The organism is Mucilaginibacter sp. P4_D1, from assembly GCF_056401935.1.
The window spans coordinates 155,546-181,428 of sequence record NZ_JBFUIJ010000011.1; the positions used below are offsets into that span (position 1 = coordinate 155,546).

The window sequence follows — 25,883 nt, forward strand, 5'->3', positions numbered from 1 at the left end:
TTCTATTGCAAAATCCGACAAGCAAATTTACTTTGAATCACTGTTAACATAAGTTTACACATTCCCCCACCCCAACGCCAGCACATCGGCCAGGTGAATTGTACGGATAGGTAAGCTGTTTTTATCGATGTAGGTTTGCAGCTGCATCAGGCATGAAGCATCTGTCGAGATGATATATTCCGCACCGGCCGCTAAAGCATTGTCTACTTTTTGTTGCGCCATAGCTGTAGATATAGCTTCAAACTTAACGGCAAATGTGCCGCCGAAGCCACAACAGGTTTCGTTATCTTTTAGTTCGAGCAGCTCCAGGCCTAACACTTTGGAGAGTAATTGCCGCGGCTCGGTCCTGATCTTGCACTCGCGCAGGGCTGCACAACTATCGTGGTATACGGCTTTGCCATCCAGCTCGGCGCCGAAGTAGTCAAACTGGAGGATGTTTACCAGGAAATCCGACAGCTCGTAAATATTCCCCTGTATGGCCCGGCATTTGTTGTGCAGGGCCGTATTGGTAAATAAATCGTTATAGTAATTTTTTACCATGCCCGTGCACGATGCGGATGGTGTAACGATGACGCTATCTTCCGAAAAATCATTCAGGAATTTACTGCCTACTGCTTTGGCATCGTCCCAAAAACCGGCGTTAAATGCAGGTTGCCCACAGCAGGTTTGGTTAGGGTTAAAACTCACCTTACAGCCTGCCTTTTCCAGCACTTTTATAGTATTAAAAGCAGTATCAGGAAATAATTGATCTACAAAACATGGTACAAACAGCTCTATCTTCATCGGCACAAATTATTCGGCGCTAAATTCCGCATTTTTTTGAATGCTTTTTTCGGCTTTCAGCAAAGAAAACAATAAAATCAATCCAACTATAAAAAATATAGCTAATACCAACACCGAATTGCGCGGACTGCCCGTTATTTCTTCAAAAAAACCGAAGCTGAATAAACCACCAACTATAGCCAACTTCTCAGTAACATCATAAAAGCTAAAGAAAGATGCGGTATCTGGAATATTTTCGGGCAGGTATTTGGAATACGTTGACCGCGACATGGATTGAATGCCCCCCATTACCAGACCTACAATTACTGCAATAACATAAAACTGGCTATGGGTTTTGGTGTAATAAGCGGCAATACAAACCATTATCCAAATGATAACCGTACCAATCAAAACCCTGACGTTGCCATATTTACCAGATAATCTTGACATTAGCGTTGCGCCGGCAATGGCAACAAGCTGGATAATGAGGATAATGGTAATTAAAGCTGATGTATCCATTTTTAATTCCTTGGCTGCAAAGCCTGTTGCCACCAGCATAATTGTTTGTACCCCCATCGAGTAAAAGAAAAATGCCGGCAAAAACCTTTTGAGTAACGGCATCTCTTTTACTTTTTTCCAAACGTTGCCTAACTCAATAAAGCCGCCTTTGATTATATTATGATTATGTGGCACCGCATTGGGGCTTCCTTTGGGTAACACCACAAACGGTATAATGGCAAAGCCCATCCACCATAAACCAACCAGCAAAAACGATAAGCGGGGCGCAAAACTACCATCGGTAATCCCAAACCATTCTGGCTTTTTCACAAATACAAAACAAACTATCTGAAGCAATACACTACCGATATAGCCATAAGTAAAACCCTTTGCGCTTACTTTATCCTGCATATCAACGGTTGCAATTTCGGGCAGATATGAATTGTAAAATACAAAGCCTCCGCTATAACCAATTGCCGCAAGGGCAAATGCAATAATACTTGCTTCAATAGGCTCATGAGGTTTAAAATAAAACAAATAACAGCACGACAACGAACCTAGAGCTGTAAAAAATTGCATAAAAAGTTTTTTATTACCCTTGTAATCGGCTATCGACGACAATATAGGTAATAATAAAACCATGATCATGTAGGCCGTTGCCAAAGCATAATCTGATAATGCCGTGTTTATAAAACTTTTGCCAAAAAAGGTAACCCTGTTTCCGTTGGCCGGATTGGCGGTTATAGCCACATAATACGCCGGAAAAATTGTTGAGGTGATGACCAGGTTATAGGCCGAATTGGCCCAATCAAAAAATGCCCAGGCCCGGATGGTTTTCTTGTTATTCTTGGTTTCCATTGATACTTTAAAAGTAGGAAAAAGATTCAAGAGTCAAGAATCAAGAGTCAAGACAGGATTTTATTGTAGCAAATGCAAGTAAACATGTCATTGCGGGCTTAACGTCCACAATGACATGCAAAAATGGTTTTGGTCTTGATTCTTGACTCTTGGCTCTTAACTCTATTTCACCGTCGGTTTCCACTTTTCCTGTAGCTCTTTGATAAAGTATCCGCCTACAACGCTGCGTGCCTGGAAACCTACCTGTTTACCATCAGTAGTTTCGTGCCAATCGCTTAGCGGTACGCGGGTTGGGGTTTCCATAGCGTATTTGTAAACAGGGGCAACAAGGGTTTTAAAATCATCGTTGCTTTTGGCCAGGGTGGCTGTCCATATGATCCAATCGCTTTTGGTATAAGTTTTACGGCTATCCAGTGGTAAGCCAAATTCGTTTTGTTTGGTAAGATAAAATTTAACCTCGCGGTCATAAACCGATTGCGGGAACAGGTTTAAGCCCAGGATTTTATCCCATACAATATTATATTTCTGGCTCCAGGTTTCCGGCTTTTCAAAAACCAGCGAGTAATGATCACCGGCATCGGCAAGTTTCATCCATTTGGCAACCATTTCTTTGGCTATAACCCTGTATTTGGCGCCTGTGGCTTTATCGCCCATTAAATCGGCAAGGTGAGCGTAACAGCCTACTCCTACTATGGCTTTGGCAGATAAGTTTGCATTGCGTGCCAGGTGACCGGCAAAATCATCGGTACACAACTGGTTGGCCGGATCGCCGCCTTCACGAACCAGGTAGTTAGTCCATGCGGTTAAAGTTTTCCAATGTTTTTTAGCATAAGCCGGGTTATTGCCATTTGCTTTGACAATGGCCGCTGTAAGCGCCAGCATATTGCCCGACTCTTCAACCGGCATACCTTCGCCATAAGTTTGGCCATTTGCCAGCGGATAAGTACCTAAGTCATGCGCCGCAAAATCATGCGGAAACTTCCCGGTTTCGCTGAAATAGAAAATCCCATTCAGCATGCCTTCCATCAGTTTTGGATTGTAGATGAGGAATAATGGCGCCGATGGATAAGTTACGTCAACTGTGTTAATAGATCCGTTGCTGAAATTCTCTTTCGATAAAAATAAGATTTCGCCCTGCGGGCTTTTTACCAATATATGAGCGCTTATTGCCTGGCGATAAGCCAACACACAAAGTTTAGCATATTTATCGCCACCTGCTTTTAAAGCATCGTGATACATCAGTGCGTTAAAAGCCGCGCAGTTTTTAGTAATCACGGGGTAATCGGTAGCTGCTTTGGCCAGTAACTGATCAATAGTTTTGATTTGCTCGTTTTGCCAGTATGGTTTTAAGTTTACATGAAAGTACTGAACGGGCGTAATATCATCGTAGCCCAATTCAACAAAATGTTCAACCGCTGTTTTACCTACTTTACCAAAAGGCACCACCGTATTCAGTACTACGTCTGTACCTTCTTTAACGGTTGATTTACTATCGTTTTTAAAAAACGAGGTCACGGCTTCGTCACCTGTGCTGATGTACTGTGTGRCAGCAGCCGATTTTGGCGCCGCAACATACATGTATCCCCAGTCTATCCGTAAATCGTCGCCGCGTTTTTGTAAAATGGGCTGCTCAACAGTTCCTGCTTTTAACACCGTCAAAGTGCTTGTTTCATACTTTTGAGTTGTAACCGGCTGTGATGGTTTGTTACGGGCAATATCCGCAGATGCGCCTAAATAAACTTGTACGTTATGTGCCTGGCCGTTATTTGATTTTACACTGTAAGTAATGTACGATATTGGCCGTGCCATCAAATCAAGGTTATTCATTAACAAAGGTGATGTAAACGTTACCTGCAAATCAATTTTGCCGCATTTAAATGCGTACATGGTTTGGGTTGCCGTAACCTCAACATGGGTTTGTTTAGCTATCTGAATATCGGCATGTTGTGTAGGTTTTAGTTCATCTGCAAAACCGGCATCAAGGGCAGCACCGCCACCGGTATTGGTGCAATGTAAAGCCAATATGTTTTCGCCCTCTTTCAGTTTACCGGCTACATCATTCTTAAGCGCCATCATTTGCAAATCGCCATTGGCGCCGCTGCTTACGTTTATTTTTTCGCCGTTAAGGTATACTTCGGCTTCATCATCATGGTGAAGTTTCAGGAACAGTTTATTAATGTCTGCTTTATGGAAGGTAAACACGCGGCGCACCCAAATATCGCGGCTTGTCCATACTGTTTTACCTTGTTTGGGGTCGTCGCTAAAAGGGGCTGTACCTATTTTCCATGCTGCATCGTCAAATTTTTCATCGGCCCAGTTATCTGACGGTTTCGTTTCGGTATACTTTACTTCGTAAGGTTTTTCATCGCCGCCGGCTACCAGGGTTTTGTAGTGTACCGGCTCTTTACCCATAAAACGGTAAACCTCGCCATCCACCTTTATCAGGCCCAATAGTGATTGATCTTTTCCTGTCCAGTGGTGAGTTGTTGATTCATTTAAATCATCAGTAGACGACCAGATGCTGAAGTACGGATTGTGCGTAATAAGCGGATAAGCCGGTGCCTTAACATCCTGCGCCCGGGCAAACAGCCCCAAAATTGAAATACAAACGGTTAATGGAAACCTCTTCATGTGTTTTAGTAGTGTTATTATATAGATTGATAAGTACCAACGGTAAATATTTGGTTTTCTTTTCAATTAATAACCGCTTTTAAAAAAAAGCGTCAAATAGACGATTAATTGATACGAATTGTAGAAAGTGGGCTTCGGATGGGCTTCGGATGTGCAGATGGGCTACGGATGTGCAGATTTCAAATTCCAGATGTGCAGATGAAAGATTGTCAGAGTCAGAATTTTCAGAATTTAAGAATTAACAGAATTTAATCCGTCATTTAATATCATCCCCTCATCTGAAATTTGAAATCTGCACATTTGAAATCTGAAATCTGCCCTACCACCTACTTAAACAAATCGAAGCTATAACTTGCGGTGCTCCAGAAATCATCTAAGGCGATGATCCTGGGCTTAAAAAAGGAGATTAGGGCGGGCCAGTCGTTTTGATTAAATACGCTTACGTTGGGCAGCGTTTTGATGATGCGGCTTACCGTTTTGTTATTATCGTCGGTAGTGTGCAGCAGCCAGTCCCATTCCTCGCCTATGCTGGCGTCAAATACTAATTTAAGTTCTTTAAACTGATCAAAAACCAGTTCTTGTATGCCCAAATCGGGGTTCGAAATTTCGATACCTATAAATGCCGACCTTTTATCGGCCTGCATTTTAAAATGCAGGTGCTTGATGCCGGTTTTATAATTAACCCAGTTAATGCGTAAACCATCGGCCGATGGTTGCGGCGCAATATACTGGCCAAAAGCCGTCCAGAATGCCTGTTTAATTTGTGATGCCTGATCGCGCGAGTACAATAGTTGTTATATTTATTACGCAGCGAATTTATAGATTATTTTGTGCTTTGTATAAACGCTACCACCTGCGCCTGTTCATTTGCCGAAAGGGGCCCGCCGGTATAATCCCACTTTAATTTGTTGTTATCGTAGGTCAGTCTCCCTAAAAAAGCCGGGTTAAGTACATCTTCTACCAGCGGAAGGCTGTCCCCTATTTCGGGCGCTATCTCCTGCAGCTCCAGTAAGTGGGCCACGCCATGGCTGTCGCCTTTATACAAGGCATAAACGCCCGTAAAATCAAGGCTGTTGTTTGATGACTGGGTTTGTACCGGTTCAATGATAATGTTTACTTGATTTCCGTTGTCTTTATTAATTTGATAGCTTACTGTGCGTGGCATAGTTTAGTTTTTTTTATAGTTGTATTACAAGTTAGCGCGGAAATTGTTCGTGCCGGTAACTCATCAAAAGAAACTAAATTGGGGTACCTGCCGCTTTTTTTATTGGTGATATTAATTTAACAACAAAGTAATGAGGCAGATAAACAAAAAACTGAAATTATGTTTTATAATTTAGCTTAAAACACTATCTTTGCGACCTGTTAAAAATCCTAATGCGGAAGTGGCGTAATTGGTAGCCGCACCAGACTTAGGATCTGGCGCCGCGAGGCGTGGGGGTTCGAGTCCCTTCTTCCGCACAACAGTTAAAAGCCCGATCAATTTGATCGGGTTTTTTGTTTAAATATTAAAAACCCACCGCCCTATAATCTGTTAACTCACAAGCTATTCAACATTGAACAGCCTTAATACAGATTATGAAATTGTTTAAATGTACCAACTGTAGTCAGCTATTATATTTTGAAAACAGTATATGCGAATGTTGCAAAAGTCCTCTGGGTTTTATTGCCGGCGATCTGAACCTGGCCACGCTTGTTCAGGATAACAATGCTGTTTACCGTTTGCACAGCAATAAAAAGCCGTTATTGGGCGGCCTAATGAGCAATAAAAAGCAATTGTTTAAATATTGCAAAAACCATGAGTTTGATGTTTGCAACTGGCTGATACCGGCTGATAGCCCCAATATATTTTGCCGCGCATGTGAATTAAACCACATTGTGCCCAATTTGGCCGACCCCGATCATTTAAGACAGTGGCGATTGATAGAATTTGCCAAGCACAGGCTTATTTATACCTTACTGCAAATGAAACTTCCCCTGGTAAGTAAAATTCAGGATGCAGTAAAAGGCCTGAGTTTTGATTTCCTTACAGAGGCCGATGCCGCTCAACAGGTTTTAACAGGGCATGAAGATGGCCTAATTACGCTGAATGTTGATGAAGCTGATGATGATAAACGCGAGTTATCGCGCAAACAAATGAACGAGCCTTATCGTACTTTATTGGGCCATTTCAGGCACGAAGTGGGGCATTACTACTGGGACAGGCTAATAGATAACAGTGCATTTATTGACGAATACCGCCAATTATTTGGCGATGAACGCCAGGATTACGCCCAGGCACTTGAACGGAATTACAGCCAGGGCCCACCCGCTGATTGGAACTTAAACTTCATTAGTACGTACGCAAGTTCGCACCCATGGGAAGACTGGGCCGAAACCTGGGCACATTACCTGCACATTATGGATACGCTTGAAACCGCCGATGCCTTCGGGATGACGGTATCTCCCCGCCTTGCCGATAAAAAAAGCAATTTAAAGGCTATCATCAATGTGAGCCCCTATCAGCAACAAAGTTTTGAAACCTTGCTTAATTTATGGCTACCATTAACCTTTGCCATGAACAGCATGAACCGCAGCATGGGCAACAAGGATTTGTACCCTTTTGTAATTCCGCCAAAGGTTGTAGAAAAACTAAGTTTTATACATAAGATTTGCTATGCATCAAAGGTAAGTTATTAAAGGAGATCACTTTAAAACACTGCTGAATCAAATCAACTTACAAGATAAAAGCTTAATTTTGAAGGATTTGAAGTAATTAGATTTTCCATCGACACCAATGGGTTGGCAAATATTCAAGCCATGGTGTCGATGGTTTGCGTATTTTTGCTCATTGCATCAATAAACGGCAAACGCGGTTCTTTCTCAAACTTCTATTTAAACATGCTAAAGAGTACCCAAATTAAAAGTTGTACCGTGAGCCCCATAAGTAAAGTAGCCACGCTGTATACCTTCAATGTGGAAGCAGTGTCCAGGTTAGAAAAACGGCTGATTACCCAGAAATAGGCGTCGTTGGCATGACTTATCACCATGCTTCCTGCCCCCATGCTCAATATAGTTAGTGTAAGCCCCATTGGCGACGATAAACCTAAATTTGAAAGTAACGGTGTAACCAGCGAAGATGCGGTAATAACAGCAACTGTTGACGATCCCTGGGCTGTTTTTAAAATGGCAGCAATCAGGAATGGAAAGAAAATACCTAAGGACAGTCCGCTCAACATGCCGCCCAGGTTTTTTCCCATCCCGGTAGCCTGCAACATTTCGCCGAACATACCGCCGGCCGCAATAATAGCCAGAATCATGCCCGCCTTGTCTACCCCCTCTGTAAGCCAATGATTCAAATCTTTCTTAAATGGTTTTTGAACAAGTTTAAAAGAGGCAACAATTCCAATAGCCAGCGCCATAACCGGTTCGCCCACAAACGAAATCATTTGCAGGTAACCGTTTTGAACCATCAACGCAGGTGCAATAAAAATTGGCATTACCGATTTACAAGCGATTAAGACAATTGGTAAAAGCACAGGCAGGAAAGAAAATGATACGGGCGGCAGCTGTTTTGTCTCAACGGGAATAACTTCGGGCTCGATGTATTCATATTCAACTTTGCTCCCGCGCCGCACACTCCAGATATACCCAACGAATGCGGCTGGTATAGCAACTAAAATACCCCAGAGCATCACTTTGCCCAAATCGCCACCTGCTGTACCTAATGCTGCCGTAATACCCGGATGCGGCGGCACCAGGCAGTGCACCGCGTACAGCGACGTTGCCAAAGCAGCAGCCATAACCGGCATCCTGTTGTGAGCTTTTTTTACAAGCGAATCGTTTAAACCGCTCAAAATGATAAAAGCACTATCACAAAAAATAGGGAAGCCGATTATAATACCGGTAAGTGTAATTGCGATTGGTGCATTTTCCTCTTTAACTACCCGTAAAATATAATTCGCCATGCTCATGGTTGCGCCGGTTTTCTCCAGTATTACGCCCAAGGTGGTACCCAGGATAATAAGCAACCCTATTTTTTCCATGGTATACCCAAAACCGGTTTTAAGCGCAGTTACTATTTCTATCAGCGGTAAGCCGCTGAATAAACCAACCCCTAAGGCGGCTATTAATAGCGTAAAAAAGGCGTTTACTTTTTTATAAGCCGTAAACCATATAATAAAACCAATGCTGGCAATAAGAAGAAAAAACAGATAGTACGTATTTATCATCATACTTTATTTTACAATGGCTATCATAATATCCATTACATTGGTTTGTGTTGGCCCGGTTATGATTAAACTATTTGTTTGTTCAAAGAAGTGGTACGCATCATGTTTCTTTAAATATTCTTCTATCGGCAATCCACGGTACAAAACCAGGGTTAAAGTATCATTGTCAACAACCGCTCCTGTTGCATCGGTTGGCCCATCTGTTCCATCGGTGCCTCCGCTTAAAATGGTAATTTCATCAGAAATATTTTGTTGACGCAGCTTATTCAGCTCATTTAGTGCAGCCAATGCAAAATGCTGATTGCGGCCACCTTTTCCTGTGCCCGATACTTTAACGGTTGTTTCGCCGCCTTGTAATATACAAACCGGTTTCGGCCCTTTATATTGACGGACCAGTTCCACCAGTATTTTTGCTTCTATCTCTGCATCACCGGTTATCAAATGATCTACTATGTGTACATGATATCCTAATTTTTTTGCCATATTGGCTGCCTCCAGTACAGCCATTTTATTATTCCCGATAATCCGGTTGACTGTATTGAGAAAAAGAGGATCTCCTGGTTTAGGTGTATCCTTAATTATTCCTTTAATGCCATCCTCAATATGCTGTGTGATACTTTGCGGTAATATCGATAATAGCTTATACTTTTCCAGGATAGTTTTTGCTTCCTCAAAAGTGGAGGCATCGGGAACAGTGGGCCCGCTGGCAATTACCTCCAGGTCATCTCCCGGCACATCGCTTATAATGAACGAAAAAAACGCGGCTCCGCCACAAACTCTAACAAGTTGGCCACCTTTAAAGTTAGACAGATGTTTGCGAACCGTATTAATTTCATGGATAGCGGCCCCTGATTTTATTAACTGGTCAAACGTTGTTTGTACTTCCTTCAGCGTTGCTCCCGGCGGCAAATCGCACCATAAGGCCGATGCACCACCGCTTAACAGGCAAATCACCACGTCATCTTTTGTTGCTTTTTTAAGCAGTTTTATGGTTTGAGTAACAGCATTAACACAATTTTCATCCGGCACGGGGTGTGCCGCTTCAATAATTCTTATGTTAGAAGTGGGCAAGGCATGACCATACTTGGTTGTAACCAAACCCTCGCTAATGTACTCACCCAAAATCATTTCGGCTTCCACGGCCATCGCAGCCGCAGCTTTCCCTGCCCCTACCACATAAATATGAGGGATGGAGGTTTTGGGGAAGACCAGGCCTCCGATACTCAGCGAATCCTTGCTTACAGATAATTGTTGGCGTAACAGCTGCGCAGGCTGTACCGCGGATACAGCTGATCTGAAAATTTGAATCGCATGCTTTTCTTCAATCATAAAACATCTACCATGTAAAAAAACTCGCCCTTCTTAGGTATCAGAAGTTCTCCAAATTACGAAGCATTTTATTTTAAACGAAGGATTTATGGCATGGTGTTTATAAAATTTCAAACTCTTTTAAGCCATTAAAAAAACATTCCTGAACCTCCCTAAAATTAATGTTTAAATTGCAGGTAATGGAAAGAGCCGGGCACTACGGAAATAACAGCCGGGCTTTGCCCCGAAAGGGACAGCTTGACGACTGCTGTTTTTCGCTGACCAACGCTGTTTTCTGAACTGTGGGTATGAAAAACATAAAACAGTTCCCCATCTTTTGTGGTAAACAAGTCGCCGTGCCCGCTGCCGTTCCGCCCGGTGTTTTTCCTGCTCAGTACCGGGTTCCCCGCATATTTAGTCCATGGTCCGGTTGGGCTGGCAGATGTGGCATACCCTACCGCGTAATCAATGTTTCTAAAATCGTTAGCAGAATAAAACAGGTAATACAGGTTATTAATTTTAGTTACCGTCGGTCCTTCTGCAACCGGCCAGTTGGCAGCTGCAGTATTTTCCCACCCCTGGTCAGCATGAATACATTCCATCAGCGTCGAACTGTCAATATCACTCAAGTCATCCTTCAACCGTGCCACATAGATACGGTTACCCCTATCTAACCGGACATGATAGAGGTACAACTTTCCATCGGCATCTTTAAAAATAAACGGGTCGATCTGCTTCCCCGGCTCCGTGATTGGTTGATGCACACGCTGGATAAAAGGCCCGAGAGGGCTGTCGCTCACCGCAATGGCAATGTGCTCATCGGCGGCGTAAGCCATATAATATTTGCCGCGATACCTAAATACTTGCGGAGCCCAGAAGCTTTTTGAACCATAACTATCGCCCTTTAATAAAGCTGGTTTATCCGCTCGCTTCCAATTTTCAAGGTTCTTTGATGTATAAACCCCAAAGCCATCCGGGCTGCCTGTACCGTAGAGGTAATACGTGTGGTTGTCATAAAATACAGTTGGGTCGGCCAGCCTGATGGTATCCATCCGGCTTTGCGCGTTAGCAGTGCTGATTGCTCCCAGCAGCAAAAACATAAGCAATTGCTTTTTCATGCTCATCCAATTTTGTAACTACTATCCCAGCTACAAACCTTCTGACTGTACAATGCCTGGTTGGCCAGGTGCACGCTGATGGCGGTACGCGCGCCGGTGAATACATTACTATCGGGTAACTCTCTTCGCTTAATTTTCTGATAAAAATCGTTAAAGGCATAACAGGTTCCGTCTTTTGTGGCTTCCGGTAAAATGGGCGTCCCTCCTTCTTTGTTCCAGACGATGCGCGTTGCACCTGTCACACCGTCAACCGTTCCCTTTTCGCTCAGGAACTTTTTTTCCGGGTAAAACATTCCCTGGTCTGTGAGCAGAGATACGGTGCCCAGTGTACCTTTAATCTTAAAAAGATATCCATCATGCGCATTGCCGCACATAGCCCCGAAATTGCCTATCAGGCCCGGGTCCGGGTAGCGCAGCATAAGCTGTACGTTGTCATAGGTTTCCCGGCCATCTTTAAAAACATCGATCCCTCCTGTTGCGAAAAACTCTTGCGGATGGGTATCAAAGGCCCAGTTGATAAAATCTATCTGGTGAGAAAGCAATTCGGCTACCAGCCCGCCTGAATATTCCCGGTACATCCGCCAGTTGATGGCCCGCTCCAGCGCCGGGTTGGGTACCGGGCGCCGCCAGTTGCCATTACGGTCCCATCGGCAGTCAACCTGGGTCACCTTGCCCAGGTAGCCTTTATGAATCATTTCCTTCACCCGGTAATATAAAGGAGAATAACGGTACTGGTGACCCACCTGCAAAACTTGTTCATTACGGCCATGCATCAGTGTCACCAGATCCAGCGCCTGGTCAATTGTATAGGTCATCGTTTTTTCCAGGTATAAATGCCTGCCGGAACGAATCACATCTGCCGCTACCGGGTAATGCAGGTATAGCGGTACGGCTACAATAACCGCATCTACCTCTTTATCATCCAACAGTTTTTTATAGTCGATATAAGTTTTTACCGTACCGGTTTTAACCAGCTTTTGTGCAGCTGTCAATCTAAAATCGAGCACATCGCACAAAGCAGTTATCCGGAATTGCTCAGGCATCCCGTTAAGGATGTTCATAATGCCGGTACCGCGATCTCCACAACCTATTACTGCTATTTTAATGGGCTCCCCGGCGGGTTGCAGGGCGCTCAGTTTATTGCCAATCAACAGCCCGCCGCTCAGCAGGCCGGTATTTTTCAGGAACGTTCTTCTTTCCATCTATTCAGTTTTGTGTTGATATCCCTTAAAAAAAGTACTTACAGTATCTGCAATACGACCATCGGGCCGCCGGTAAACCATATAAGCGCCCATATCTTTCCGTATTGCTAAAAAAGCCAGGCTGCGCTGCAAACCCATTGCCATAAAACCATTATCATACCCATCGGCGGTGATCGCGTCCTTTGCGTAAACCGTCACGCTTATCATTTCGTTTTGAACAGGATAACCTGTAAGCGGGTCCATCAGGTGCGATACCTGTTTGCCCCCGGCCTCATGGTGCTTACGATAGTTACCCGAAGTGGTGATGGCGCCGTCGCCCGGCTCAATCACCTGTCGCATGGGCGCAGGATCCAAATCATCGCCGCTGATCCCCTCGATACCAACCCTAAATGGCTCGTTACCGGGTTTATGGCCTTTAATCCGCAGTTCGCCACCCAGTTCAACCAAATAGTCGTGGATATGATGCCGCTCCAGCAAATCGGCCAACAGATCAACCGAATACCCCTGGGCTATTCCATTCAAATCCAGCTGTACGCCGGGCACCGTCTTATATAAAAAATCCCCCTCCAGCCTTATTTTATTTGCACCCACCTGGCGCAGCAAATTTTTTACTTCTTCCTTGCCGGGCTCATGGTCGGATTTAAAAACACCAAAGCCCCAGGCGTCAACCAGCGGCTTTACAGTTGGATCAACCAGCCCGCCGGTAGCGTGGCTTATCTGCAAGGCGCGGCTTACAAGCACACGGAAAACATCATCAACGCGGATGCCTTTTTGCGAGCGGTTAAACCTGCAGATTAGCGATTGAGGCAGATAAAGCGATACCGATTTATCAAAACGTTGTAACAAGCTGTCCGTTTGCTGCTGACTGACCAGGCTATCAGGCGCATAATAAACAATACTATAGGTAGTACCCTGGGCGTAACCTTTTATTTCGAAAAGGCGCAACGATGGCTGTTTCCCGAAGGCACAACACAGCAACACCAAAACAACAATACCGGGTAGCCAATTATTTTTCATAGGTGCAGGCAAAGTTAAAAATTCCGGGTAAGGCTGCTGTAGCACCTCCATGTTTTATCCCCAAACCAATTCAATCAATAACTTGCTAAACGAGAATTTTTTTATCCTTCTTTGAATGAATTATTTCGCAAATTTCTCAGCTATCATATCAAGCTGTTTTGCACTAATCGTCTGCCCGCCATTCTCAATAACAACCCGATATTTAAAAGTCACCGACTCCCCTTTATTCAAATGCAAATTCTTCGATGATTTACCGTTGGTGAAAATCTTTTCACCCAGAGGATTAGCAGCAAATAACCCATACCCCCTCGCATGCCAAAAAGTAGGATAATTGGGGTTTTGGGGATGATCTATAATGGCAATACTTACCGAGTCGGCGCCCATTTTACCGTAAATTTTGCACCATACACCGCGTGTGCTCCAGGCATCGTTGCCGGTTTTGCCGGCGCTGGTCAAATAATTGCCATTGGCCACTTTATCGGTACCAGCCTTCACTATCGTTACGTTGCCTTTGTCGTCGGTAAATTTTTGGTCTTCGGTGGCGGGCATTTGCAGGTCATGTGCCAGGCGCAGGCCAAGCAAGCCGTCTTTGGCATCCGTAAAAGTTGCGTCGACTATAGCCTTTAAAGTTGTAATACGGTCAATAATGCGCTGGTTACCTGTCCCGCTAAATTCAAACCGGGTGGTTTCTTCTAAAATAACGTCCTTCTGCTGGTTTGTCCAGTTTGCATGGTATGCCAATACGCCGGTTGCGCCGCTTTTGGTTTCCAACACCTTATCGGTACGAATCCAACCATACAAATTCTTTTTGTCTTGATGAATGGCGTAGGAGTTATTCCAAAAATCGAGCCCGTTCAGGTTTTCAAAATTAAACCAAAGGCCAATATGATGTGGATGATCTGTTGGGTCGCCTGGTTTAGGATCCAGCGGGAAACCACGGGTTACAACCGTGCCATTTGCTGCACGCAAAGGATACAGCACAGGTTTTTCCAGGCTATCAGGGTACAGGAAACTTGTAAACGGCTTGCCAGCGATAAAAACATCTACCTTATGCTCATTTTTTGACGCTACAACTTTTACCTGCTCGCTTTTCTGGGCCGCCGCGCTTGCAGCAAAAGCTATTGAGGCTATTACTAAACCTGTTTTTTTGAAGCTGTTCATGGTAATTGCCTTTAATATTTAAAAATCTTACCATTTGCCATTACCTCCTGGGTGCTTTCATCAAATGTAGCCTTAACACCAGTGTGTACGGCGGCATTGGTCATGATATTAGCGATAGAATGACTGTACCCTGCTTCAACCGGCGCATTGGGCTGCTTACGGCTGCGCACGCATTCCATCCAGTTGCGTACATGGTTGGAGGTAAGCACATCGCCGCCGGTGTTGGCCGATGCCACAACCTGCTGTGTATTTGCCAGGCTGATTTCGGGCAGCAGGTTGGCTTTCATGCCCATGGCAGCAGCCATTTTTTCTGTAAGCCCGCCATTCGGCGATACCTTATTGGTAATCAAGTTCAGTTCTCCACCGTTGGAGTAGTATATTTCGGCGGGGTGTTCATCCCCGTTATGCATGCGCGAGCCAAAGGTTACCTGGAAACCGGTTGACGGATCATCCAGCGGGCCATAATCAAATGCAGCCAGAATAGTATCCCAGTTACGGCGGCCATCCTTCCACATATAAATACCTCCATTGGCAACCACGCTGCGCGGATGTTTTAGCCCTGTAAACCAATGTACAGTATCAATCTGGTGGCTCATCCACTGGCCGGCTAAGCCGGATGAATATGGCCAAAACAAACGATACTCCAAATATTTGCGTGGGTCGAAGGCCTCATATGGCCGGTTCATGATGAAACGTTTCCAATCGGTATCTTCCTCTTTTAACTTACTTAGCAATTCGGGCCGGCGCCAGCGGCCTGGCTGGTTAACGTTCCAGGTAAGCTCAACCATGGTAATAGGGCCAAATTTACCCGAGCGGATAAAATCATTGGCAGCGTGGTAATTATCCCCGCTTCTGCGCTGCGATCCTATCTGTACTATTTTTCCGGATTCCTTAACGGCTTTTAATGCTGCGGAGTTATCCTCCATCGTTTCGGCAAAAGGCTTTTCAACATAAGCATCGCAGCCGGCCTTTACCGCCTCAATGGCGTGACGGGCATGCTGAAAATCGGCGGTACTGATGAATACTGCGTCAACCGTTTTGCTATCGTACAACTCCTCGTTGTTTCGGTATGCCTTTACATCATGCTGCATTTTTTCTTTCCAGGTAGCTGCCCCCTCCTCTCGCCGGTATTTCCAGATGTCGGATACGCCAACCACCTCGAAGTTCAGTTCTTTACAGTGGTTCATAAAGCTGGGGATGTGCGAGCTTTTATGCCTGTCGGAGAAGCCGACAACACCAACCCGAACGCGGTCATTAGCACCAATAATGCGTTTGTAGCTTTTGGCGCTCCACGCATTTTTAGTGATCAATACACCTGTCCCGGCTATCGCGGCCTGTTTTATAAACGTACGACGAGAGTTTTCCATACTATTAGGTTTACTTGTTTTTATAGTGTAGATAAAAATTGGTTTAAAACAGCGGCCTGGCACCGCTACCGTCAAATATCGAAGAAATCAGCTAAAAACCAGTATCCAGTTTGTAAGAAGCTTATTACAGAGCGAGACGGTACTTTAAAAATGGCGGGGATTATAGCCAGCCATTCGGAATTTGAATAAATTTATTATCAAAAAACCTTATATACCTGCCCCGTTTGCGCTCCCAAAACACTTTTAACATAAGCCTGCGCAACCCGCGACATAGTTACCGGGATATGGCCGGGGAAGTACGGAAAATAACCGGGCGAATCTTCTACAACGCCCGGGCTTATGGTGTTTATACGTACACCATTTTCCAGCTCAATAGCAGCTGCTTTGACAAAAGCTTCAAGCGCACCGTTTACCGCACTTAAATTAGATCCTAATACAATGGGATCTTCACTTAAAATACCCGATGTTAAGGTAAAAGAGCCTTTAGGATTAACGAAATGCTGACCAGTTAAAACCAGGTTTACCTGCCCCATTAGTTTGCTGTTAATACCTTTCATAAAATCGGCATAGGTCATGGTTGTTAGCGGTCCAAAATGCCCCTGGCCTGTGGTACTTACCAAGGCATCAAACCTACCGGTCTGCTCATAAAATTTTTCGATAGATTCGGGCGAGTTGATATCAACCTGTACGTCGCCGCTTTTGGAACCGGCAGTTATTATTTCATGATTGTTTTTTAAAGCTGCTGTAACGTGCTTGCCAAGTGTGCCACTGGCGCCCACAATGATTATTTTCATGATGATATTGTTTTGATATGTTAAAGATGACGAATATTTATGGCTGTAAACGATGGTACGATTGTAAAATCTATCTCATTTCTGCACGTTCTTAAAAAAGAATATATTTACGTTTAAACGTACACCTCCTTATGAAAAAACTGTTACTGCTTACAATTCTTTTAGCACCCGCGATAGTATTTGCCCAAAATGCCGACTCGGCCTGGTTTGTAAATAATTATATCAAAAAAGAAGTGCAAATACCGATGCGCGATGGGATAAAGCTTTTTACATCCGTTTATCAGCCTAAAGACCAGGCCGAAAAGCACCCGATACTGATAACCCGCACACCGTATTCCTGTGCGCCGTATGGCAAAGATTACCGCGGATACTGGCGAAATTTCATGATCAAATATTGCAAAGAAGGCTATATCATGGTGATCCAGGATATCAGGGGGCGCTGGATGAGCGAAGGAACTTTCGAAGTGGTACGTCCTTTCAATCCCAATAAAAAAACAAGTAAAGATATTGATGAGGCCAGCGATACCTATGATACTATAGACTGGCTTGTTAAAAACCTGGATAACAACAACGGTAAGGTTGGTGTTACCGGGATTTCGTTCCCTGGATTTTATGCAACTGAAGCCGCCTTAAGCGGCCACCCGGCATTGAAGGCCGTTAGCCCGCAGGCACCAGTTACCGATAGATTTTTTGGCGATGACGACCACCATAATGGCGTTTTATTTTTGATGGACGCATTTGATTTTCACGTGGGGTATGGTTTTAGCCAGCCACGCCCCCATCCTACCACATTGCCTGCCAAAACGTATCCAATAAATGGCCCTGATAACTATGCCTTGTACTTAAAAATGGGGGCATTACCCAACTTTACCAAAGCATCGGGCGACAGCCTTAAATTCTGGAGCGATATGATGGTTCATCCCAACCTTGATACCTGGTGGAAGGCCCGCGATACGCGCTCGGGGATTAAAAACGTAAAGCCTGCTATGTTGGTTGTGGGTGGATTATTTGATGCCGAGGACGGCTACGGAGCGTGGAATACCTACCAGGCTTTAGTGAAGCAAAGCCCGGCAACCAAAAGCAATTTGGTAGTAGGTCCCTGGTTTCACGGGCAATGGGCAAGCAAAGATGGTACTCATTTAGGCAACATCCAGTTTGGTAGCAAAACCAACGAGTGGTACCAGGAAAACATCGAAATTCCGTTCTTCAATTACTATTTAAAAGGGAAAGGCTCGATAGATACGCTTAGTAAAGCAACTATATTTTTTTCTGGCGAGAATAAATGGCGGAAGTTACCCCAATGGCCACCTGTTGATGCTGTGCCTACGCCGATTTATTTTGAACAAAACGGAAAATTATCTTTTGATAGCCCAACAAATACCAAAAACACCTTTGACAGCTATACAAGCGACCCGGCCAAACCGGTCCCCTATGCCGAAAAGGTGCACGAATACCGCACCCGCGAGTACATGACCGACGACCAGCGTTTTGCCACCCGCCGCACCGATGTTTTAACTTACAGCACCGATACATTAACTAACGACATCACGCTTGGCGGCCCGGTAACTGCCGACCTGATGGTTAGTATTTCAAATACCGACGCCGATTTTGTAGTAAAAATCATAGATGTTTTCCCCGATAATACATCAGCCAACCCTGTTACCAAATACCCTATGGGCGGCTATCAAATGCTGGTACGGGCCGAAATTATGCGCGGCAGGTACCGCAATAGCTTCTCGGCACCCGAAGCATTTGTGCCGGGAATGCCTACACAGGTAAAATTCCTGGTACCGGATGTTGCCCATACTTTTAAACAGGGTCACAAAATAATGATCCAGGTACAAAGCAGCTGGTTTCCATTAGCCGACAGAAATCCGCAGCAATTTGTGGATATTTATCATGCAAAGGACAGCGACTTTGTGAAAGAAACTATCAATGTTTACCATGGTAAATCGAAAATAATTTTGCCGGTGATGAAACCATGATAACAGGAAAAGAGAGACGCCTGCTTATGAATGAGGCTATCAAAACCATAGCTGTACCATTTTTTAGAGAACAAGGATTTAAGGGGTCATTTCCGCATTTCAGAAGAATGAAAGAAGACAGGATAAACCTGATAACTTTTCAATTCAGCCTCAGTTCACCTCGTTTTGTCGTCGAAATCTCAAACTGCTCACCTAAAGGGATAGCAAGACCATGGGGAGAAGTTGTAAAACCTTCAAGTTGTACAGCCCATGATATGTATAAGCGATTAAGGTTAGGTAGCATTAAAAACAAAACAGACCATTGGTTTGATTTTAGCAAAGATATTTTGTGGGGTAATATCTATCGAAAAAAAGCAAAGGAAATAATTAACCTTTGGCAGGAAGCTGAAAATTGGTGGGGTGAAGATCCAGATAACCAGCGAAATGAAATGGTACCTTAAAAAATCAAGCTATTATCTCAGTCGTCAATTCATTTAAATACTCCGGCACCTGCAACAACCTGCTCCCATACCATGAAAACATTTCGCCATCAACCAAAACAACTTTGGCTTTTGGCAGCAATTGTTTAAACTCATGGATATGTTTTTGTTTGAACGGGTATGGCTCGGACGATAAAAACACCACACCGGGATTAGCAGCAACCAACTCATCCGGAGATACTTCAGGATACCGTTGCGATTCGAAAACGTTGGTTAAGCCACACTTTTGCAGCAAGCTATCAATATACGTTTGCCTGCCAGCAACCATATACGGATTTTTCCATATAAAGTAGGCTACGGTAATATTCAAAGAGGGAAAAATACTTGCATCAAAACGGCACCTGATTTCGAGATTTAAAGCGTCGGCCTCCTGTCTCTTACCGGCAATGTCGCCAATACCCTGGATCATGGTTAAGGCGCTCTCCAGGTCATTTATATCACTTATCCAAACAGGGCAAACATCCATCAGTTCTTCAATCTGGCCGCGATCGTTCTCTTCTTTGTTAGCGATAATTAAATCGGGTTGCAGGGATTTTATCAGTTTAATATTTAGTTTCTTGGTGCCCCCTACTTTGGTTATGGCTTTAACTTTTGCATTCGGGTGAATGCAAAAGTTGGTAATACCAACAATCTCAACATCCAAACCTAAATAAAGCAAAAGCTCGGTTTGCGAGGGCACTACAGAAATAATACGTTTTGGTATAGATGGCAGATTAATTACGCGGTTTAACTGATCGCGAAACCCGGCCATGTTAGAAAGCGTTCTTCTCTCCTCTTAAAGCATTCCAAAACGTTAAGAAAACAATCTTCATATCCAACAGGAATGACCAATTCTCGAGGTACCAAACATCCGCCTCAACACGTTCAAGCATAGCCTGAGTTGTTTGGGTTTCGCCCCTTAAGCCATTTATTTGGGCCCATCCTGTAATTCCGGGTTTTAAAAAGTGCCTAACCATAAATGTATCGATAAGCTGCGAATATTGCTTTGTATGGCTAATCATGTGTGGCCGTGGACCTACTACAGACATGTTGCCCAATATCACATTAAAAAACTGCGGAAGTTCATCAAGACTGGTTTTGCGAATAAAAGCCCCTGTTTTGGTGATACGGGAGTCGCCACGGGTGGCCTGCTTCTTATCAGAGTCTTTGTTTACCCGCATACTACGGAACTTATAACATTTAAATGGTTTATTATCCCGTCCCGATCGTTCCTGTACAAAGAATACCGGACCTCGTGATTCAAGTTTGATTAAAATGGCTAGAATAGGAAAAAGCCAGCTGAACACAAAAAGAATAATAAACAGCGAAAACAAAACATCAAACAACCGTTTTATAAAGCGGTTGAGCATGTTCTCCAATGGCTCGGGCCTTACAGATATAACGGGAATATGCCCAAAACTTTGTATAAAAGTTGGTTTTTTTGCATAATCATAATACTCCGGAATAAACTTAAACCTGATGAGGTTTTTATCAGCATCAAGCATTAGCCGCTCTATTGTGGCAGCTTCGGAATTGGGCAGGGTACAAAAAATCTCGTCTACCTTGTTATTTAACACATAGCTGATACAATCATTTGTTCCACCCAAATAAAGGTGCTTATCATTTACAAGTTCCGGATTATCATCAAAAAAACCTACAAGGTTGTAACCACGCTCGGGGTTTTGTTTAAAAAAACCGTACAAATCGGCACCTATCCTACCACCACCAATAATAATAACCGCACGGGTATCTATCAATGATGCTCTGTCACTTTTGCGTATTGTAAGAAATATCAGCTTCCACAAGCCAAGTAAAAATCCAAATAATGCAAGGGAATAAAACAGGTATTCGCGTGTAATAAAGTATGCTTTTGTACCTATAAGTATAATTATGGTAAAACAAATAAAGCTTACAAACAACAGGTAGGTCTTTATTACCCCACGATATGTTTTGATAGAATCTTTATTCAACACATGTTCATACAAGCCGGTAATATTGGCCGATAATAACCAGATCAAATTAAACACCAAAACAATGGGTAAATATTTCCTGTTGTTTATCCAAAAAATGTATGACCTATCTTCGATAAAGTAAGAAATTACCATGCTCATATTAAGTATAATATAATCAATGGTAAGGTTCACTGCTTTAATAAAAGTAGCGTATCTGTGAATCATGTATTAGAGCTTGTTGAAGTATATAACACCCGCTAAAATTAGCATATTTATTTATAAATAACAATGTGATAATTGAAAGTACAATTGTTTACAAATGTGTTATTGCATAGGTAACAAAATTAAAAATTAAGAAATTCATATCAAATCAAATATAAAACTACCATTGGTTTTTACAACAATCTTATTTCAAAACGCATTATTATAATCTGCCATCAACAATGCTTTTATCCAATACTCCTTTTATATCATAAATTACCGATGAAGAACCTTTTTTTAACTTATCATAATTAAGGCTAAGAAATTCCCTGTGCGATACTGCAACTATAATAGCATCATATCCGCCTTTTAACCCATCAAATGTTTTAAGGGTTTTCACCTTATACTCTAATTCAACCTCAAATGGGTCTGCCCAGGGGTCGTAAATTTCATAGCATGCCTCAAACTCACTTAAAACTTTTACGATATCAATTACCCGGGTATTGCGCACATCAGGGCAGTTTTCTTTAAAAGTAAACCCGAGTACAAGCACATTTGAGTTTTTTACTGGAATATCTTTTTTAACCATCAGCTTAATTACCTCCAGGGCTACATATGTACCCATGCCATCATTTAGCCTGCGGCCAGCCAATATAATCTCGGGATGGTAACCCACCTCCTGGGCTTTTTGGGCAAGGTAGTACGGATCAACACCGGTACAATGGCCGCCAACAAGTCCTGGTTTAAAATTCAGGAAATTCCACTTGGTACCGGCCGCCTCTAAAACAGCATGAGTATCAATACCCATGATCTGAAAAATTTTGGCCAACTCATTTACAAACGCGATATTGATGTCGCGCTGGGAGTTTTCAATCACTTTACAGGCTTCAGCAACTTTTATACTTGGGGCTTTGTGTGTTCCCGCAGTTACAATCATCTGATAAAGTTTATCAATAAAATCGGCAGCTTCGGGCGTTGAGCCCGAGGTGACCTTCAGAATATTAGTTAGGGTATGTACTTTATCCCCGGGATTAATCCGCTCGGGCGAATATCCCGCAAAAAAATCAACATTGAACCGGAGCTTAGATACCCGTTCAAGTATAGGCACACATACCTCTTCGGTTACTCCGGGATAAACCGTTGATTCATAAATCACTACATCGCCAACCTTAAGTACAGACGCAACTGATTCGCTTGCTTTTTTTATCAGGTCGAGATCAGGACGATTGTGCTGATCAGTAGGTGTTGGTACCGAAACTATAAATACATTACAATCAGCTATGTCCCCAACCTCTGAGGTAAATACAAGTTTGCCACTACCACTGCCCGACAAAACCGATTTTAATACTTCTGTATTAGTTTCTAACGTGCGGTCATGGGCGTTATTAAGTTCATCAACCCTTGTTTTTTTTATATCAAATCCTTTTACCCGGAATTTTTTTGCAAACTCAACTGCCAGCGGCAATCCTACGTACCCTAACCCTATTATTGCAATGCGGGCAGTTTCCGGAGCTTTAAATTGTTGCAGAATTTGATTTGACGGATGATCAAACATGTTTAAACAAGGGTAGATATTTGCAAATATATATTATTTTTTGAGTTGGATAAACCACATTATTGACTATAGATCTGGTATACGCCGTTGACCGACCTGTTAGATGCCGAGCCGACGAGTAACGTGGTGATTTTTTTTTCAATCATCAATTGTTCGGCATAACCCGCAAACTCCTCGCCATCAATAATTAGTGGGTTAACTGTCATTATTTCCAAAACACTTAATGTAGATGGATCAGGGTGCTTTAATAAAGCGCGTCGTAAATCGCCGTCGGTAATAATTCCTTTAATATTATCGGCCTGCCCAACAATAACCATTCCTAGTCGCCCCGCCGACATACTAAGCAATAATTCAGTAAACGACGCACCTTCATCTATAATTGGCAATTTATCTGTACGCATAACATCTTTTACCCTAACCAATAGTTTACGGCCAAGGCTGCCGCCGGGATGAAAACGGGCAAAATCATGCTGCTTGAATCCACGCGACTCCATTAATGCAATTGCAAGTGCATCACCCATAACCAGCGCAGCTGTGGTTGACGATGTGGGCGCCAATTCCAGCGGACAAGCCTCACGGGAAATTTTTATATTTAAGTGATGATGACTGTTTTTAGCAACGGTAGAGTTTAAATTGCCGGTAACGCCTATAACCAGGTTATTATTCCATTTTAAAAACGGGATTATGCGCAGCACTTCATCAGTTTCGCCTGAATACGAAATCAGCATAACAGCGTCATTAGTACCAACCATCCCAAGATCGCCATGAAATGCCTCGCCGGGATGCAGGAAAAAGCTTGGTGTACCGGTACTGGCAAGTGTGGCTGCAATTTTTTTTCCTATCAATCCGGATTTACCTATCCCGATAACTACTACCTTACCCGTACAATTCAATACAGCCTCGACGGTTTTAGTAAATTCATCGTCAATTAATTTCGCTACATGTTGCAGCGACTCTATTTCGATAGCAAAAACTCTTTTGGCAATATCCTTCATCGATCAGAATTCTCAGAATTTTAAAATTTACAGAATTGTCTCTTCAGCTTATTTGCGTTTACTTAAAATTCTGTAAATTTTTTAATTCTGCAAATTCTGATTCAAACAATTTACTTAAACCAACGAACCTATCAAGGCATCCAAATCATGTAGTTTCAGCATATTGGGACCATCGCTCAGGGCATTATCCGGATCGGGGTGGGTTTCAATAAAATAGCCATCGGCGCCAAATGCTTTTGCGGCCAGGGCCATCATCGGCACAAAAGTGCGATCGCCGCCTGTTTTGCCACCTGCTCCGCCCGGCCGTTGTACCGAATGGGTACAATCCATGCAAACGGGATGGCCAAAAGCCTTCATATCATAAATGTTCCTGAAATCAACAGCAAGGTTATTGTAACCATACATATTGCCACGCTCGGTAAGTACTACTTTGGTGTTGCCGGCCTCCAGCACTTTTTGGGCGGGATAAAACATATCAGCGCCCGACAGGAACTGTGCTTTTTTGATATTAACTATTTTACCTGTTTCGGCAGCGGCAACCAAAAGGTCGGTTTGGCGGCATAAGAATGCCGGAATTTGTAGCACATCAACCACTTCGGCAGCAATAGCCGCCTGGAAAGGTTCATGAATATCGGTGATAACAGGCAAGCCAAATTTCTCTTTAACATTTTGAAGCATTTCCATCCCTTTCCCTATCCCAGGGCCACGGTAAGAGTGGATGGATGTACGGTTGGCTTTATCAAAAGATGATTTGAAAATCACTGGCACGTTATATTTTTGGCCAACTTCGGCAACCTTTTCGGCAACGGTGTATAACAACTCCTGGTTTTCCATTACACACGGGCCCAATATAAAAAACGGCTTCTGCCGCATCTGCTCAAATAACATATTATGTAGGTTATGTGGCAAAGATAGTGATAAGCACGAATTTCACGAATGAAACTGTTTAGCGCAAGGTAGAGATATAGAAAAGCAGCAGCAAATTAAAATTCGTGTAATTCGACATAATTGGTGAAATTCGTGTTTATGAATTACTTTGAATTTTACGGCATACCCGAATCATTTAATATTGAACCAGCCAAACTCAAAAAGAAATTTTACGAACTAAGTAAACTATATCATCCCGATTTTTATGCAGGCGAGGATGAAGCAAAACAACAGGAAATACTGGAATTATCTACCCTGAATAACAAAGCCTACCAGGTATTAAATGATCCGGCACGCAGAATGGAATACGTTTTAAAGCTCCATGACCTGGTTTCTGAAGGTGCAAAACCACAATTACCGGCCGATTTTTTGATGGAAATGATGGATATTAATGAAAGATTGATGGAAGTTGACAACAGCACAGAACTGGCATCAATAACGGCAGAAGTACTTGCCTTTGAGGCTGATATTAACGAAAACCTGCACGAACTAACAGCTGATTATACGCAACTTGACCATACTGCACAGGAAGAACGGCGTATAAAAATTGCAAATATTTACTACAGACAAAAATATCTGTTGCGAATTAAAGAGAGTTTAGATACATTTGCAGCCCGCCTGTAAAAGATCGCTGATCAGATTTACAGAGTATGCCCAGCTGGCGGAATTGGTAGACGCGCTGGTCTCAAACACCTGTGGGAAACCGTGCCGGTTCGACTCCGGCGCTGGGTACGAGTCTGTAGCAAAACGTGTTTACGTTTTGCTACAGACTTTCTTATTTATAACGGTAATGATGCCAAAAATAGTTGGTGGAATTAGCTAAAAAAAGCAGTATATAGCAAATGCAGATATAAGAGTACCCAGGCTCTGCAGAGGTGCAACC

22 protein-coding genes and 2 tRNA genes are annotated in these 25,883 nt (G+C 43.3%); 6 read left to right on the forward strand and 18 right to left on the reverse strand.

Translation table 11 applies throughout. The annotated features are described in order from the left end of the window. Window positions 1-54: 54 nt before the first annotated feature. The 5 genes from AC1DV1_RS12770 to AC1DV1_RS12790 all read right to left on the reverse strand — a co-directional run bounded on the left by AC1DV1_RS12770 (window position 55) and on the right by AC1DV1_RS12790 (window position 5,914). Window positions 55-783, reverse strand: coding sequence for a (Fe-S)-binding protein (locus tag AC1DV1_RS12770; RefSeq protein WP_090647326.1), 729 nt, complete (start codon window positions 781-783; stop codon window positions 55-57). Window positions 784-792: 9 nt separating this feature from the next. Next, window positions 793-2,118, reverse strand: a complete 1,326-nt coding sequence (locus AC1DV1_RS12775; RefSeq protein WP_477359685.1) for an MFS transporter — start codon at window positions 2,116-2,118, stop codon at window positions 793-795. A gap of 162 nt (window positions 2,119-2,280) precedes the next feature. Further along, a complete protein-coding gene (locus tag AC1DV1_RS12780; RefSeq protein WP_477359688.1) occupies window positions 2,281-4,749 on the reverse strand; it encodes a glutaminase family protein in 2,469 nt (822 codons plus the stop codon). A gap of 326 nt (window positions 4,750-5,075) precedes the next feature. Then, a complete protein-coding gene (locus tag AC1DV1_RS12785) occupies window positions 5,076-5,537 on the reverse strand; it encodes a DUF4268 domain-containing protein (RefSeq protein WP_477359691.1) in 462 nt (153 codons plus the stop codon). Between the two features lie 35 nt (window positions 5,538-5,572). Next, entirely contained in the window at window positions 5,573-5,914 is a 342-nt protein-coding gene (locus AC1DV1_RS12790) for a hypothetical protein (RefSeq protein WP_477359694.1), read from the reverse strand. A gap of 214 nt (window positions 5,915-6,128) precedes the next feature. Between AC1DV1_RS12790 and AC1DV1_RS12795 the strand changes: the two genes are divergently transcribed. Together AC1DV1_RS12795 and AC1DV1_RS12800 are read left to right on the forward strand one after the other, a co-directional pair. Continuing rightward, window positions 6,129-6,210: transfer RNA gene (locus AC1DV1_RS12795), tRNA-Leu, on the forward strand. A gap of 117 nt (window positions 6,211-6,327) precedes the next feature. Further along, window positions 6,328-7,428 carry a zinc-binding metallopeptidase family protein gene (locus AC1DV1_RS12800; RefSeq protein ID WP_477359697.1) on the forward strand — a complete coding sequence of 367 codons (1,101 nt, stop codon included), beginning with the start codon at window positions 6,328-6,330 and terminating at the stop codon, window positions 7,426-7,428. Between the two features lie 191 nt (window positions 7,429-7,619). On the opposite strand, the gene AC1DV1_RS12805 is transcribed toward AC1DV1_RS12800, so the two are convergent. The 8 genes from AC1DV1_RS12805 to AC1DV1_RS12840 form a co-directional block, all read right to left on the reverse strand. Beyond that, complete coding sequence (locus AC1DV1_RS12805) at window positions 7,620-8,963, reverse strand: GntP family permease (RefSeq protein WP_477359700.1); 1,344 nt, start codon at window positions 8,961-8,963, stop codon at window positions 7,620-7,622. Window positions 8,964-8,966: 3 nt separating this feature from the next. Beyond that, complete coding sequence (locus tag AC1DV1_RS12810) at window positions 8,967-10,289, reverse strand: glycerate kinase type-2 family protein (RefSeq protein ID WP_477359702.1); 1,323 nt, start codon at window positions 10,287-10,289, stop codon at window positions 8,967-8,969. Between the two features lie 158 nt (window positions 10,290-10,447). Next, the gene (locus tag AC1DV1_RS12815) at window positions 10,448-11,386 is read right to left on the reverse strand and encodes a glycoside hydrolase family 43 protein (protein ID WP_477359704.1); all 939 of its coding nucleotides are present in this window, start codon (window positions 11,384-11,386) and stop codon (window positions 10,448-10,450) included. Between the two features lie 2 nt (window positions 11,387-11,388). After that, window positions 11,389-12,588, reverse strand: a complete 1,200-nt coding sequence (locus tag AC1DV1_RS12820) for a Gfo/Idh/MocA family protein (protein ID WP_477359706.1) — start codon at window positions 12,586-12,588, stop codon at window positions 11,389-11,391. Further along, window positions 12,589-13,605 (reverse strand): FAD:protein FMN transferase, encoded by a 1,017-nt coding sequence (locus AC1DV1_RS12825; protein WP_477359708.1) that lies wholly within the window; start codon window positions 13,603-13,605, stop codon window positions 12,589-12,591. Window positions 13,606-13,725: 120 nt separating this feature from the next. Next, window positions 13,726-14,766, reverse strand: a complete 1,041-nt coding sequence (locus AC1DV1_RS12830; protein WP_477359711.1) for a DUF6807 domain-containing protein — start codon at window positions 14,764-14,766, stop codon at window positions 13,726-13,728. Window positions 14,767-14,777: 11 nt separating this feature from the next. After that, the gene (locus AC1DV1_RS12835) at window positions 14,778-16,133 is read right to left on the reverse strand and encodes a Gfo/Idh/MocA family protein (protein ID WP_477359712.1); all 1,356 of its coding nucleotides are present in this window, start codon (window positions 16,131-16,133) and stop codon (window positions 14,778-14,780) included. A gap of 197 nt (window positions 16,134-16,330) precedes the next feature. Beyond that, window positions 16,331-16,927 (reverse strand): short chain dehydrogenase, encoded by a 597-nt coding sequence (locus tag AC1DV1_RS12840; RefSeq protein WP_477359714.1) that lies wholly within the window; start codon window positions 16,925-16,927, stop codon window positions 16,331-16,333. 131 nt (window positions 16,928-17,058) lie between these two features. On the opposite strand from AC1DV1_RS12840, the gene AC1DV1_RS12845 reads away from it, so the two are divergent. Continuing rightward, on the forward strand, window positions 17,059-18,912 hold the full coding sequence (locus AC1DV1_RS12845) for a CocE/NonD family hydrolase (protein ID WP_477359716.1): 1,854 nt from the start codon (window positions 17,059-17,061) through the stop codon (window positions 18,910-18,912). After that, on the forward strand, window positions 18,909-19,352 hold the full coding sequence (locus AC1DV1_RS12850; RefSeq protein WP_477359718.1) for a DUF4304 domain-containing protein: 444 nt from the start codon (window positions 18,909-18,911) through the stop codon (window positions 19,350-19,352). The genes AC1DV1_RS12845 and AC1DV1_RS12850 overlap by 4 nt, the downstream gene beginning before the upstream one ends. A 4-nt stretch (window positions 19,353-19,356) precedes the next feature. On the opposite strand, the gene AC1DV1_RS12855 is transcribed toward AC1DV1_RS12850, so the two are convergent. From AC1DV1_RS12855 to kdsA, 5 genes are all read right to left on the reverse strand, one after another. Next, window positions 19,357-20,142 (reverse strand): helical backbone metal receptor, encoded by a 786-nt coding sequence (locus tag AC1DV1_RS12855; RefSeq protein ID WP_477359720.1) that lies wholly within the window; start codon window positions 20,140-20,142, stop codon window positions 19,357-19,359. Between the two features lies 1 nt (window position 20,143). Beyond that, complete coding sequence (locus AC1DV1_RS12860) at window positions 20,144-21,547, reverse strand: undecaprenyl-phosphate glucose phosphotransferase (RefSeq protein ID WP_477359722.1); 1,404 nt, start codon at window positions 21,545-21,547, stop codon at window positions 20,144-20,146. A gap of 199 nt (window positions 21,548-21,746) precedes the next feature. Then, window positions 21,747-23,078, reverse strand: a complete 1,332-nt coding sequence (locus tag AC1DV1_RS12865; protein ID WP_477359724.1) for a nucleotide sugar dehydrogenase — start codon at window positions 23,076-23,078, stop codon at window positions 21,747-21,749. A gap of 59 nt (window positions 23,079-23,137) precedes the next feature. Beyond that, the gene (locus tag AC1DV1_RS12870; RefSeq protein ID WP_477359726.1) at window positions 23,138-24,073 is read right to left on the reverse strand and encodes a KpsF/GutQ family sugar-phosphate isomerase; all 936 of its coding nucleotides are present in this window, start codon (window positions 24,071-24,073) and stop codon (window positions 23,138-23,140) included. 114 nt (window positions 24,074-24,187) lie between these two features. Next, window positions 24,188-24,961, reverse strand: coding sequence for a 3-deoxy-8-phosphooctulonate synthase (gene kdsA, locus AC1DV1_RS12875; RefSeq protein ID WP_477359728.1), 774 nt, complete (start codon window positions 24,959-24,961; stop codon window positions 24,188-24,190). Window positions 24,962-25,099: 138 nt separating this feature from the next. Between kdsA and hscB the strand changes: the two genes are divergently transcribed. Next, window positions 25,100-25,624, forward strand: a complete 525-nt coding sequence (gene hscB / locus AC1DV1_RS12880; RefSeq protein ID WP_477359730.1) for a Fe-S protein assembly co-chaperone HscB — start codon at window positions 25,100-25,102, stop codon at window positions 25,622-25,624. Between the two features lie 28 nt (window positions 25,625-25,652). Next, window positions 25,653-25,732: transfer RNA gene (locus tag AC1DV1_RS12885), tRNA-Leu, on the forward strand. Window positions 25,733-25,883 lie beyond the last annotated feature (151 nt).